This is a genomic window from Aquimarina sp. Aq78 (assembly GCF_900299525.1).
Lineage (GTDB): Bacteria > Bacteroidota > Bacteroidia > Flavobacteriales > Flavobacteriaceae > Aquimarina.
On record NZ_OMKA01000004.1, the window covers coordinates 44,274 to 60,047 of the forward strand.

The window sequence follows — 15,774 nt, forward strand, 5'->3', positions numbered from 1 at the left end:
AACAAAGTTAAAACAATAAAACGTATCAGGAAATTTAGGAAAATATTGTTAAGGACATTTCTTGTCCTTTTATCGCTATTTGCATTTTTGGTAGTGCTGTTTTCTATTCCTGCGGTTCAAACATATTTTGGAGAAAAAGTAACCAATTACCTTAATGAAACCTATGGTGTTGATATTCATATTGACCGAATTGGATTGACCTATGCTGGTAATGTATATCTTGAAGAAATCTTAGTCAAAGATCATCATCAGGATACATTGATATATGCCAGTAGTATCAAAACTTCGATAGGAAGTATTACACAAGTTACCCAAGGCAGACCCGAATTAGGGCAAGTTTCTATAGAAGACCTGATCTTTGATATGAAAATATATAAAGATGAAAGTAGTGATAACCTGATGACGTTTGTTAGAAAATTTAATACAGGGAAAAAACCATCTTCTGAAGAAAAATTTATCCTTTCAACAAAAAACATCAATCTTCAACGAGGAAAATATAGTTTTACTAATGAGAATTTAAGAAACCCAAAAGCCGTAGAATATACCGATATTGTTCTTGATGCAGAGAGCCTGGTAGTAGATGGCGATGATGTGTATATTACTATAGATGCGTTATCATTTAAAGATTTTAGAGGATTAGATGTCTCCAAACTTCAAACTTGTTTTACGATAACTGCGACAGATATGAGGTTTCAGGAATTGATTATAGAAACCAAGGATTCTAAGATCAAGGGTGAAATTCTATTTTCTTATGATGTTGGAGGGTTAGATGATTTTGAAAACAAAGTAAATATTAGTGCAGATTTTGATAAAGCAACTATTTCTACCAATGATTTGATTCCTTTTTATAGAGAATTTGGAAAAAACCAAATGCTGAGAATGCAAAATACATCGGTTAGAGGAGTGCTTAATGATTTTAAAATAGTTAATGCGAATATTTCGGGATTAGATAGATCCACAATACAAGGAAATATAAGAATTAAAAATGCAGTAAGTGATGCCTCGAAATTTGAGCTCGAAGGAGATTTTACAAATTTAACCAGTAACTATTATGATCTGGTGAATTTGTTACCAAGAGTACTGGGAAACTCTTTACCAAGACAATTATATCAATTTGGTAGTGTACGTGCAGTAGGTAATGCTATTGTAACTACAAAAACTGTAGATATTGATATGGACTTGTTTTCGCAATTAGGAAAGATCAATGCCTTTGTTTTATTAGAGAATCTTAATGATATAGAACGCTCATCATATAACGGAAATATTATTTCTAATAATTTTAATGTAGGTCAGCTATTAGGTAGGAAATCAATAGGAAATTCTGTTTTTGATATTCATGTAGACGGAACAGGTTTTACGTTAAAAAGCTTAGATACCAAGATCGAAGGTGATATTAGTAAGCTTGATTTTAATGGATATACGTATACAGATTTAAAAGCACAAGGGAACCTTAAAGACCGTGTGTTTGATGGTAACCTTAATTCTAAAGATCCTAACGTGAGGTTTAGTTTTAATGGGGTAGCTGATTTATCACAAGAAATACATAACTATAATTTTAAGGCCTATGTAGATCATATGGATCTTAATAAACTAAACCTATTTACCAGAGATAGTATTTCTGTTTTTAATGGTGATGTATACATGAACATGAAAGGAACAGGTATCAATGATGCTTTCGGAACTATTGCTTTTGAAAAAACATTGTACACCAATCAGGATGCTGGATTTTATTTTGAAGATTTTGAGATCACATCAAGCTTTGATGATAAGAACATACGTACCATTACAATCAATAGTCCGGATATTGTAGAGGGTAATGTAAAAGGAGTGTTTAGGTTTGAAAATGTATACGACCTGTTTAGAAATTCTATAGGAAGCTTGTATACCAATTTTGAAGCTACCGAAATTACCGATGATGAGTTTATGGAGTTTAATTTCAATATTTATAATAAAATAGTTGATGTATTCTTTCCAGAAGTTCAATTTGCACCTAATACGAGTATTAAAGGAAAAGTAGAAAGTAATGAATCAGAATTTAAACTTACATTTAAATCACCTTCAATTCAAGCCTTTGATAATTTTATGGAGGATGTAGATATCCAGATTGATAATAAAAACCCATTATTTAATACCTATATCGCTATTGATAGTATAGACTCAAAATATTATGATGTTTCCGAGTTTAGTCTGATTAATGTTACGCTCAAGGATACCTTATTTATGCACTCAGAATTTAAGGGAGGAGAAAATAATAAAGACAACTTTAACCTGGAGTTCTATCATACCATAAACGAAGAAAATAATTCTGTAGTAGGGATAAAAAAATCTGATTTCACATACAAAGGCCATACCTGGTATGCCAATAGAGAAAAGAGTAGAACAAACAATAAAATCATTTTTGATAATGATTTTAAAAATATAGATATACGATCGGTAATCTTTAGTTACCTGGATGAAGAGATCAAACTTAATGGTATTACCCGGGGTAAAGATTATAAGGATCTAAAAGCAACCTTTGAAAATGTAGATCTTAATAAAATTACGCCCAGGATTGATAGTTTAAATTTTATGGGAAGAGTAGATGGAGAATTATCTGTTCTTCAGGAAAATGGAAACTACCTTCCGACCTCTACTGTAGTGATTCGGGATTTAGAGGTTAATAAGACACTGCTGGGGGAATTGAGGTTTAATGTTTCCGGAAACGAGGATCTTACCCAGTATAATGTGAATACACGGTTGATTAATAGCGAAAAGCAAAAAACATTATCAGCAATAGGAGGGATCAATGTTTCAAAACAGAATCCGGCAATAGATGTGGATCTGGAATTAGATGATTTCGATATTTCAGAATTTAGTGCACTTGGGGGAATAGTGATTACCAATATACGAGGATTCGTTTCGGGAGAAGCAAAAATATCTGGCAGCTATAAAAACCCTTCTATGGACGGGATATTGACATTAGATGGAGTTGGACTTACAGTACCCTATCTCAATATTGATCTTGATTTAGATGATAACTCAAAGGTGAGTTTAAAACAACAACGTTTTAACTTTGATGATGTTAATATTACAGATACAAAATATAAAACCAAAGGTATTCTTGGTGGATATATTGCACATCGTAGGTTTTCTAAATGGGAGCTTGGGTTAGAAATATTAGCTAATGAAAGACTCCTTGTTCTGGATACCGAAGAAGATGAAGAATCCCTGTACTATGGTACCGGCTTTATAAGTGGCGAAGCAACGATCAAAGGACCAACCGATGAACTGGTTATTGATGTTAATGCAACGACCGAAAGAGGAACTATTTTCAAAATCCCGTTAAACGAAACAGAATCTATAGGAGATAATTCATATATCCACTTTTTAAGCCCTGAAGAGAAACGAGCCCGGTTAGAAGGAAAAGAAATTATATTAGATGATATAAAAGGACTAGAACTTAATTTTGAACTTGATGTAAATGATAATGCCGAAGTAGAGGTGGTCGTGGATAAAAGTACAGGAAGTTCATTAAAAGGACGCGGAGCCGGAACATTACTTATTGAGATTAATACCAATGGTAAATTTAATATGTGGGGCGATTTTGTAGCTTATGAAGGAACATATAATTTTAGATATGGAGCCTTTGTAGAAAAGCTGTTTACCGTTAGAGAAGGAGGAACAATTAATTGGGATGGGAGTCCAACACGAGCGCTTTTGGATCTTAGCGCCGTATATAAAACAGAAGCAAATCCTGCAATATTGTTAGAGAACTCTTCTATAAATCGTAAAATCCCTGTAGAAGTGGTTATAGACCTTCAGGGAGAATTAATTCAACCTAATGTTAATTTTAATATAGAATTTCCAAACTTAAGTTCTGTGATAAAAAGTGAGTTGGATTATAAACTAAGCGATCAGTCTAATAAAGAATTACAAGCACTCTCTTTGGTGTCTTCTGGGCAGTTTTATAACGGTACCCTTGATGCTAATGCACTTACTGGTGGTTTGGTTGCAGAACGAGCATCTAGCCTTTTTAATGGAATATTTTCTGACGAAGATGATAAATTTCAGGTAGGATTAAATTATGTTCAAGGTGTTAAAAGTTTAGATCAGGAAGATGCAGATCAATTTGGGTTAACGCTTTCTACACAGATTAGTAACAGAATTCTGATTAACGGACGAGTAGGAGTCCCTATCGGGGGAGTTAACGAATCTAATGTAGTTGGAGATGTCGAAGTAGAATACCTTTTTAATGAAGAAGGATCATTGAGAGGGAAGATTTTTAATCGACAAAATACAATTCAATTTGTCGGTTCAGGAAATCAGGGGTATGAACAAGGGGTAGGACTTTCATATTCGGTCGATTTTGATAATTTTAATGAGTTATGGACTAAGATCTTTAAAAGTAAAAAAGTAAAAGATTCTATTGCAAAACCTAAGGATACTACCAAAATAGAATCTCCGAATTTTATTAACTTTACCGAGAAGAATAACTAATTCTGGTTATTTTTATCATCCTATTAAATATTTAATTATGGCAAAAGAGATAAGAACCATTGGTGTCATGACTTCGGGAGGAGATGCTCCGGGAATGAATGCTGCAATACGTGCTGTAGCAAGAGCATGCGCTTACTATAATGTGAAATGTATAGGGTTTTATCGAGGATATCAGGGAATGATAGAAGGAGATTATACGGTAATGAATGCCAGAAGTGTTCGTAATATTATTAGTAGAGGAGGAACGATACTTAAATCTGCCCGATCTGTGGATTTTAAAACTCCCGAGGGTAGAAAAAAAGCGGCAGATCACCTTAAAAAAATAGGAATAGATGCTATGGTTCTTATTGGTGGTGATGGAACGTTTAGAGGAGGACAGATTTTTAGTGAAGAATATGATATTCCTGTAATCGGTGTTCCTGGTACCATAGATAATGATATTGCAGGTACGAATTATACAATAGGCTATGATACTGCATTAAATACAGTGATCAATGCAATAGATAAAATACGAGATACGGCCAGTTCACATAACCGATTATTTTTTGTTGAGGTAATGGGGCGTGATGCAGGATTTATTGCTCTTAATAGTGGAGTAGGCGCAGGAGCAGAAGAAATTTTGATTCCCGAAGAAGATTTAGGACTTGACCGATTATTAGAATCACTAAAACGCAGTAAACGATCAGGTAAATCCTCGAGTATAGTTGTGGTAAGTGAAGGTGACAAAACAGGAAAAAATGTATATGAACTGGCAGACTATGTAACAGAAAATCTACCAGATTATGAGGTGAGAGTAACTGTTTTGGGGCATATGCAACGTGGTGGCTCCCCATCATGTTTTGATAGAACACTGGCTAGCCGATTATGTGTTAAAGCAGTAGAACTACTTCTTGATGGAAAGAAAAATGTAATGGTAGGCATTATTAATAATGAGATTACAGCAACAAGTTTTGATGTTGGCCTAAGAGAAGGTCACGAAATTAATAAAGAATTACTTCGTATTTCTGATATCCTTTCTACTTAACGTGAATTCGATGTAAGGATTTGGTTTAAAAAAGCCGTCAAATTGAATGATTTTTCATAGTGACCTCTCGACTGCGCTCAAGATGACGTGGAGAAAAATTGTATCGACCCTTCGACGAAGCTCAGGATGACAAGGCTTTTGTTTGAAAATTTACTTGTCTTCGATACAATTTTCTGTAGAAAATCACTCTGACTGACATAAATTTTCTTATTTCATCATAAAAACCTCTCGAACTTATACTTTTTTTTGAAATATCAGTTTATAAACGGGAGTTGTGTTTAAGTATTTTAAAACCAGTATTTTAAATATAATGAAGTAAGTCGTATTTGATAAATACCGACTTACTTTTCTTGTTTTTGACTACACTGCAACCTTACATTTGAGGAAACAAAAAAAAGTAAGATGAACTATCACAGGGATACCAGAAGAAACAAATTCATAGCAGATGTTATAAAACAAAAATACCTTTTTTTGCTCCATTAAATACCAGATGTAAACTACCCCATAATTGCATTAAACAATGACTAATATTCTCATTACTTTATCTTAGATAATGCTCTACTACATTATCTGGGTTTAATCTGCAACTCATTATGAATAGTATTATCAAACAGATCAAACTTATAGAGCGCATCGATCAACTTATTCGATTGCAAGCTACAGGATCACCAGAAGAACTGATCTCTAAATTAGGAATCTCAAAAACAAAACTATATCGCATTATTAATACAATGAAAAGTTTAAATGCTCCTGTTGAGTATGACATCACCGTACAAAGTTTTGTGTATGCCGAACCAGTAGATTTTACTTTTGGATTCTATACAAAAGATAGAAAAACGAATATTATTAATCCTTTTATAGGGTAGTTAGGAGAGCGGTTAACCCAAAACCTGAAACCCAAAACCTGTAACCTGATACCCCTTCAAACTTATTTCTAAAAAAAACTTTTATTTTTTTTTCTCAGTCCCGAAAAACGAAACTGAGATACCGTAATATTGCTACTGGAATACAATAAAAATATAAAAACAAGTTCATTTAGAGTGCTTTATCTATGTTAGATAATTCCTTAACAAAAAGATAACCAAAAAGAGCGAAATCCATTGTTTGGTTTATTGATTTGTTATGGCTTAAATGGTAGGTTTGCACCCGGAAAAACAAAATCAGTCACTCAATATTTATTTATCTTATGAAAAAAATAGTAATAGTATTTTTTCTATTCTGTTATGGTCTCCATGCTCAGGAAGAATTCACTCCGGATTATATTTCTTATTATTCAAAATATACTCCTGTTACTCCCAATGCGAGTAGTTTTTTACAATATGGCAACACACCTGTAAATCATGCTACAGGTATTCCACAAATTAATATCCCTTTATATACAATTCAAGAAGATGGCGTTTCGATTCCTATTTCTTTATCGTATCATGCTTCTGGGGTAAAAGTTGATGAACTGGCTAGTGTTGTCGGGCTTAAATGGACATTGAATGCTGGGGGAGGAATATTTAGACAAGTTAATGACAAGATCGATGAAGAAGGTTGGTTAGTTCCTTCTAAACGTGGGCGTGTAACTCCAGAATGGTTAACCCAATATCCTGTTCATCATTTTCAAACTCAAAATACCATTGCTACTTCTGATCTACACGATGATTATCATCCCGATGATTTCAGTTTTAATTTTACAGGTCATTCGGGAAACTTTATATTTGACAAGAATGGTGATGTAGCCGATGATTTTAAGGACGATTTATATATTGGAACACTTCCTTTAACGAATAACCATTTTAATTTCTTTTCAAAAGATAGCCAGGGTAATACTTTTTACTTTGATAATGCCAAGGAAACCAATATATCCCACGTGGCTAATGTTATGGGTACTTCTTTGAGTGATGTTACTCGTTCTAGTAACGTATCGGGTTGGATGTTAGATCGCATTATTACTAAAAATAGTAAAGAAGTAAATTTTACCTATTCCCCGTATACATTTCAGTACACGCTTACAGGGATATCCCAAAGCTTGATTAATGCTCCTGGTTGTGGAACCGAAGCACTCGAGACTTGTGGTTGTCTGGGATCCTCTTCTGGTCCCGTTGTGAATAAGACAACTTTATCTACAACCACAGCAACCTACACGCCAACAAACCAACTAGTTAGTGCAATAGAGACTTCAGGTGTAAAAGTAACCTTTAATTATATAGATGATACTACTCTGTCTACCTGGAAAAAGAAGCTAACATCTATAGATATTTTAGACAAGATCAAAAACAGAACCAGGTCATTTGTGTTTACCTATGGTAAATTTGGTGGTGATCCCAGGTTACGTTTAGAACAAGTACAGGAGATAGGTTTTAATGGAGTTTCTAAACCTCCTCATAAGTTTTATTATGCTTCTGGAGATCTTCCTCAGAAAGGAAATAAAGCAAAGGATTATGCCGGCTATTACAACGGTGAAACCAATAATCAAACCATAGTACCATTTTCAATACAAGCATTTAATATTTTGAATACTACTGATCGCCAGAAGCTTGCCGATCGAAGTGAATATATAAACTATCTAAAAATAGGAACTTTAAATAAGATTGAATATCCCACAGGAGGATCGACCACATTTACTTACGAACCTAATTCGGTTAGCGCACCAGAGAATAGTAACCCAAATTACGTTCCCAAAGATGTTCCAATATCACAAGCAGATGAATATTTTACATCAGGTGGATATAGAGTATTTAGAACTCCATTTACTATAGCAAAAGATTTAAGTCATTTGGGAACACCAGTCACATATAATGCAGCATCTACAATTTGTAATTTTGATCCTCAAAACCCTAGTATTGATTGTTCACGATTTAATATTTACCCAAAACAAAGTGATGGAAGTCTAGGTGCTCCTATTTTTTCTCCTTTTTTAGTGATTGGGGCCGAAGGAAGTATTAATCTTTTTAAAGGAGATTATGTTTTAGAACTTAAGATTGAAGAATCTAAACTTCTAGCGAATCCTTCTGCTCAGATTTCAGTAAATCTAGGTTGGTATGAGGATGAAGGCACACAAACTCATTATACAGGTGGGCTTCGTGTGAATACTATAACCGATAAGGATGCTAATGATCAATCAGCAAAAACGACCAAATATACTTATGAAAATCTTATTGGATACAATTTTGATGTTTCTACCTATCAGAAAAGTTATGGTCAACTTGGTGTACGTTCAGTTTTTTCTTCAGATAATATTTGGTTAAATCCCGAATTAACCAAGTCAGGGCATTTCTATGGAAAAGTAACAATAGAAAAACTAAGTGATCAAGGAAATATAAAAACCATAGAAGAGTACAAAGAGACTTTTAAGCAGAAAACCTATGCGCCTGTGATGGCCAAACAGGAACATTATGAGGGGGATAGCAAGGTAAAGGCTATCGTTTTTGATTATGAGAATACGATAGAATCTCATCTGCAATTCTATGTTCTTGCAGACAAAGATTTATGCTACAATTTTGCAAGTGCTAGTCCACAAATAATAGGTTATAGTGGAGTTAACGGTGCTAATTATTATCATCGTAGAAATGTATTGTCTAAGAAAACTGAAATTGATTACTACCATAAAATAGGAGAACCCTTTAAAGCATCAGTTGTTCAATATAAATATCAGTATAATAATGATCTTCAGGTTATAAAAGAAGAACTGGATGGTAGATTGTATGCAGATAATGAGCAGGCTATTGAGGCTAAAAACTATAGCATACGACCAAATGGTAAACATGTAGAAATACGGTATACCTATCCGGTAGATCACCAATCACAAAATACCACTTTGGCAACTTTACACAATAATAATCAGGTCGCTTTACCAATCAGTAAAAAGGTATATACTAATGGGACTCTTATTCAGGGGCAATATATGAATTATGATACCAGAGGTAATACCATTGCAACCTATAGACATAACAAAGGGAAAGCTACTCATCAATTTATAGCTGGACATATTCCTTCGGATTATGAGTTATATGAACAGTATACTATAGAGGCAGGAAAACCAGTAGAAGTGCAAAGAAAAAAAGGCCTCCCCACTGCTATTTTATGGGATGTAACCTATAATTATATGTTAGCCAAATTGGTAGGAGTAACCAAAATTGAATTAGATGAAATTACTGCGGCTATTGATTTAAAATCTATTACCGATAGCTCACTTAATACAATTTATAATAATTTACGAACAGCCTTGCCCAATGCGATGGTTTCTACATATACTTACGATCCGCTTGTTGGAGTAACTAGTATGACAGATCCGGAAGGGTATACTACTTATTACCAGTATGATGACATGAGTCGCTTACAATATACCCTGGATCATGAGCAATATGTAGCCCAGCAGCTACGCTATAATTACCAGGGACAACAATCTGATGTTTTAAGAGGGGTAAGGATCAGCTTTCCCTCTTTTGGATCTGTTCAGCCTAATCAAGCAGTAACCTTTACCGCCAATACCTCAGGAAGCGGGGGTGCAAACCTGTATACCTGGTCTGTAAATGGTACACAAGAACAATGTGATGGTACGACCAGTTTTACCAAAACCTTTGCTAGTGAAGGCACCTATACCATATCGGTACTGGCTTATAACACCCAGACCAAACACAGGGTGAGTACGACTATAAATGTAGTGGTAGCGTATCCTCCTATTACTATCCCAGTGTTAAGTGCAAATTATAGTAGTGTGATCACAGGTACCAATGTTAATTTTAGTGCCTCGGGTATCGGGGGAGGAACCGGTGACTTGCGTTATGAGTGGTACGTTAACAATATAAAACAAGCCAGTACCGCGACTACCTTTACCTATACCACCAACACAGCAGGAACATACAATGTATATTTTAAAGTGATCGATAACAGGAGTGGTAAATCTACCGATAGCGAAGTGCGATTATTGCATATGTATAATCCACTAATTGCTCCTGTAATAAGTGCATCAAAAGCACATATTGTACAAGGTACCACGACGACTTTTACCGCTTCGGGTATAGGAGGTGGTACAGGTCTTCGATTATACCAATGGTATGTAAATGATGTAAAACAAAGTGCTACAGGAACAACATACTCTTACAATTTTCCTAATTCAGGAACCTATACGATAAAATTCAGAGTAGTAGATCGAGGATTAGAAAACTCATACTACCAATGGGGTGGTAATGCTCCTGTTTTAAAATCATATCCGGGTATGGTAGCAAACAGCAGTCAATCTCACACTTCTATTTCTGGGACGAATCCAAGTGTGTCGTTTAGTATTACTAGCTTAACAGGGGGATCAGGTAATTCTCAGATCACCTGGAAAGCCTATAATAGTATTAACCTTTCCCAGGCCTTAGGATCAGGAAGTGGTACAAACTTTGGCTTTTCTAACTTTTCAAATGGCACTCATGAGTATACCATTCAGGCTAAAATTAAAGATAACCTTACCGGTCAGGAAATCACTAAGGTGATGATTGTTGTAGCCACGGTCTCTACAGACACTGGTGGCGGTGGCGGTAATACAGGAGAACAACACTAATCCCATAAATAATATAGTAAGATGAAAAAACAAATTATATATATACTATTACTACTAATGGGAGTAAATCTTCAGGCCCAGGTAGTATTATCTGATAAGAACTATGTACATACCACAGTCCCTCAAGTAGGAATGACTATTGCCCAGATGGAGGCTGTGAATTGTACTAATATCAATGATATTGATAAGACGATAGAGAGTGTTACCTATTTTGATGGACTGGGTAGACCGATACAACAACGAGCGATCAAAGCCTCTAAAGATGGTAAGGATATTGTGACCCATATGGGATATGATGATTATGGCAGACAAGACAAACAATACCTACCTTTTGAAGCGACCAATACCGTAGGGAGTTATAAGGCAGTAATCATTAATGACGATATTAACCAATACTACAAAGACACCTATGGCGATGATTTTATAGGGGTTGCACTTCCAGATATCAATGCTTATTCAGAAAGTGTGTTTGACAAGTCACCACTTAATCGTGTACTAGAACAGGGAGCCCCGGGTAAAGCCTGGAAAGCAGATCATGATAGTGATACAGATCATACGATCAAGTTTGATTGGGATACCAATGTAGCTAATGAAGTAGTCCATTTTAAAGTCAACTTTACAGGAGACGATACCGAAAAACCGACTTTGGTAAAAGATGGTCATTATGACCCTAATCAGTTATATGTAACGATCACCAAAGATGAAAACTGGACTCCGGTAGATGGAAACAATCATACTACCAAAGAGTACAAAGACAAACTAGGTAGAGTGGTCTTAAAAAGAACCTATGCTTCGACAAGCTCAGCAACCCCAGAGGCGCATGATACGCATTATGTATATGATAGATTTGGGAATTTAACGTATGTAATACCTCCCAAAGTAGATACAAGTACTACAAGTATCTCTGCTACCGAGCTTACCGAACTCTGCTACCAATATAAATATGATTATAGAAACCGATTGATCGAGAAGAAGATTCCTGGTAAAGACAAGGAGTATATTGTGTATAACAAACTCGATCAGCCGATTATGACCCAGGATGCGAATTTAAAAGCAAATAATGCATGGCTCTATACCAAATATGATGCCTTTGGTCGAGTTGCCTATACCGGTAAGATCACCGATCTCAGGGATCGTGCTGCCATACAAGCAGATGCTACCGGGTATAGTGATGCATTGTGGGTAGACCGTATTGCTCCTGTATTAGTCGATGGAGTACAACTCTACTATAATGATGGGGGGTATCCCAAAGTGACCAATGCTACACTACTCACTATCAATTATTATGGGGACTATACTGTTTTAGGTAGTGAAGATGTCTTTTTTAATGCACCAGCCACCATATATGGTGTAACCCCCAGAGCGCAAACCAAATCTTTACCAGTAGTTAGTAAAGTACGGGTATTAGAAACTCTGGATTGGATCACTACCGTTACTTATTATGATACCAAATCAAGACCGATCTATGTAGCCAGTAAGAATGAGTATCTAAACACTACAGATGTTATAGAAACCAAGTTGGATTTTGTAGGTAAGGTAGAAGAAACCACAACCACGCATATCAAAGATAGTCATGCAGCGATTGTAACGATAGATAGCTTTACCTATGACCATATGGGTAGAGCACTTGCCCAAACCCAAAAGATCAATACCCAGGATCCAGAAGTGATTGCAGCTAATACTTATGATGCTTTAGGGCAGTTAGTATCCAAGAAAGTAGGCAATGCATTACAGGATATACACTACAAATACAATGTTAGAGGGTGGTTAAAAGGAATCAATGATGTAAATAACCTGGGGAATGACCTGTTTGCTTTTGGGATCAATTACAATACCACTACAGAAAACCTGGGAGCAGTGGCTTTGTATAATGGTAATATTAGTGAGACGACATGGAAAACGGTTAGCGACAATACCAAAAGAGGGTATGGATACCAGTATGATGCATTAAATCGAATCACCAAAGGACGTAGTAGTGATGGTCACTATGATCTGGCATCGGTATCGTATGATAAGGTAGGTAATATCACAAACCTTACCCGAGATGGGTGGCAGAACAGTACTGTGTTTGCCGATATGGATATATTATCCTATACCTATGATGCGGGGAATAAACTCTTAAGTGTAGCCGATACGGGAAACAAAGCCTATGGATTTAAGGATGGTACCAATACCAATGATGACTTTGTTTATGACATTAATGGTAATATGATCCAGGATCAAAACAAAGGGATTACCGGGATTAGTTATAATCATTTAAACCTACCTCAAACAGTTACTGTAAATAATACAGATCATAATGGAAATATTAATTATATTTACGACGCCACTGGAGCAAAATTAAAAAAGATTGCAACAGAGGGAAGTTCTTTAATAGAGACTGAGTATGCCGGTAATTATGTGTATAAGAATGGTAATCTGGAGTTTTTTAATACCTCAGAAGGGTATGTAGAACAACACTCAGATGGCTTTAAGTACATCTATCAGTATAAGGATCATTTAGGCAATATACGTTTAAGCTATAATAAAGGTGGTAACAAGACTTTTTTAAATGATACTTTTGATAGTAGTACCGATGGCTGGGGTGGCGGTGGCGTATCTGCAACCAATGGTCGTTTAGGCGTTCTGGTAAAGTATATGTACAGTGGTACTAATAAAAAGATTACACACTCTTTTAGTGCTGGTGAAACGATCAAGATCAAATTTAAGCTTGATGCCAATGGCAAAGGATATAAGATGCGTGTACTGGTCAATGAGATTGATGCTGCCAACAAGAGCACAGGATGGTATTCTGCTGGTGATGCTGCTGAAGGTAATTTTGAAGCTACTTATCAAATCAAACAAGATGCTTCTAAGCTAAATATCAAACTGGGATTAACCAGTAGTATAGCCGCAGAAGAAGAAATTTATCTTGATGATATTAGTGTGTTACAAGAAACCGAAGAAGGGATCATCGTACAGCAAGAGAAGAATTATTATCCTTTTGGATTAACACATAAGGGGTACAATACTACGATATCTGGGCGTAAACATTCTTACGGATACTTAAATCAAGAAGAACAGAATGAGTTAGGACTTAATTGGCTAAGTTTTAGACATAGAAACTATATACCAGAAATTGGAAGGTTCTTTGGAGTAGATCCTGTTGCTGGTGATTATGTTACGATATCACCTTATCAATTTGCACATAATAACCCTGTTTGGAAAGTTGAACTTGAAGGACTTGAGGGACAAGAATTAGATGGTTTTGATCTTATAAGCGCTCCACCATCTGGACAAAGTGGTAAAAACCCTGCTGCTCATTTACCTTTACCTATAGGAGACCAATCAAGTGGTACATCTTCTGGAAACAAAAATACACGAAAACTTGTAGCAATACAGAAGAGACAGATGATTACTGGTTATCCTGGTCAGGCACTAGATGAAGCTGTAACTTCTGGTATTCAATGGGTAGGTAGCAAACTTACAGGAAGTAACGTCTCTAAAAGTACATCCGAAAATATACAACTAGGTACTAACCTATTAATGCTAATTGCATCAAAAGGTAAAAATGGAAAAGCAGGTACAGAAGTATTAGAGCAGTTGACAAAAACAGCTAGCACTAAATCTTTATCTAAAATAGCCTTGAATACTTCTAAGTTAAGCGGGGCTGGTTCAGATGTACTAGAAGGAGTTATCAAAAAGACAAATAATATTGGAGCACATTTAAGTCCAAGTGATTTAAAAGGAGCTGTAAAAGAAATATTAGGCAGCCCAGTTACGATAAATGGTAAGACTTTTGATCATATAGGAGAAGTAACAGATGCACTTAAAGGATTAGGAAAACAGATTACTAAATTGAATAAAGGAATTAAAAATGGTTCATTTAGTGATGACGTTTTGGATGCAGCGACAAGTTTAAGAACACAGTTGCAAAACCAAAAAGATCAAATACAGAATGTTTTAAATAATGCTAGAAAAGAAGCTAGTGGTTTTTAATATGAATTTAGAAAAAACAATAAATCAATTACAGGATATACCAATACCTAGACCGCCAGAATACGAATCACATTTGGTAAGAAGATGTTTTGATTTAGCTAACAAAAAACTTAAATACTTCTCACCAGAAGATTTAAGAATTATGATAGGACAAAATATAGGTTTAGAGTATTTAATACCTATTGCTTTAGAAGTATTGCAACGAGAACCTTTTATAGAGGCTGATTATTATGAAGGTGATTTGTTTTTAAGTGTTTTTAAGGTTGATAAAGTATTTTGGGAAAAGAACCTTGAGCTTAAAGAAAAGATTTTAAGTGTATTTAAAGATAACTTAGATGATTTTAAACAGTTAGATTTAGATACTCAAGAGGATCTTTATAAAGAATATGAAAAATTGTAAATATTAAATCCTACGGTAATAGGTCAAACTGGTAATGGGTCAAATTGGTGCTTTTGAAAAAAAGTGTATTTTTAAGACTGACTATCAATAACTTACAACATAAACAAGCCTCAATAAAGAGGCTTGTTTATGTTGTTTACACTACTTAAAATTGCTTAGAACCTATTAAATAAGGGTTTTGTATCTCTACGTAGGTCAAATTGGTGCTTGGTTATATTTGCCCCGCTCCCGCTAGCGTCTCGCTAGTGACGTTAAAGCTGTCTCGTCCTAAAAAAAGTTTACATATTTATACTTAATCCTAAAATAGATTTACATCTATATTTTAATCCTATTATTGTAAACCAATAATAGGATTTTTTATAT

Annotated in this window: 6 protein-coding genes; all 6 read left to right on the forward strand. The window is 35.1% G+C overall.

Going from position 1 to position 15,774, the window contains the following annotated elements; translation table 11 throughout:
• The first annotated feature begins 45 nt into the window (after positions 1-45).
• The 6 genes from DG435_RS08130 (at position 46) to DG435_RS08155 (ending at position 15,411) form a co-directional block, all read left to right on the forward strand.
• The gene (locus DG435_RS08130; protein WP_106794449.1) at positions 46-4,476 is read left to right on the forward strand and encodes a translocation/assembly module TamB domain-containing protein; all 4,431 of its coding nucleotides are present in this window, start codon (positions 46-48) and stop codon (positions 4,474-4,476) included.
• A 37-nt stretch (positions 4,477-4,513) separates the two neighbouring features.
• A complete protein-coding gene (gene pfkA, locus DG435_RS08135) occupies positions 4,514-5,500 on the forward strand; it encodes a 6-phosphofructokinase (protein ID WP_106794450.1) in 987 nt (328 codons plus the stop codon).
• A 593-nt stretch (positions 5,501-6,093) separates the two neighbouring features.
• Positions 6,094-6,366: a hypothetical protein gene (locus DG435_RS08140; protein ID WP_106794451.1), complete on the forward strand. Its 273-nt coding sequence runs from the start codon at positions 6,094-6,096 to the stop codon at positions 6,364-6,366.
• Between the two features lie 320 nt (positions 6,367-6,686).
• On the forward strand, positions 6,687-11,033 hold the full coding sequence (locus DG435_RS08145; RefSeq protein WP_108840583.1) for a PKD domain-containing protein: 4,347 nt from the start codon (positions 6,687-6,689) through the stop codon (positions 11,031-11,033).
• Positions 11,034-11,054: 21 nt separating this feature from the next.
• Entirely contained in the window at positions 11,055-15,011 is a 3,957-nt protein-coding gene (locus tag DG435_RS08150; protein WP_108840584.1) for a DUF6443 domain-containing protein, read from the forward strand.
• Position 15,012: 1 nt separating this feature from the next.
• Positions 15,013-15,411: a contact-dependent growth inhibition system immunity protein gene (locus tag DG435_RS08155; protein WP_106795203.1), complete on the forward strand. Its 399-nt coding sequence runs from the start codon at positions 15,013-15,015 to the stop codon at positions 15,409-15,411.
• The last annotated feature ends 363 nt before the right edge of the window (positions 15,412-15,774 follow it).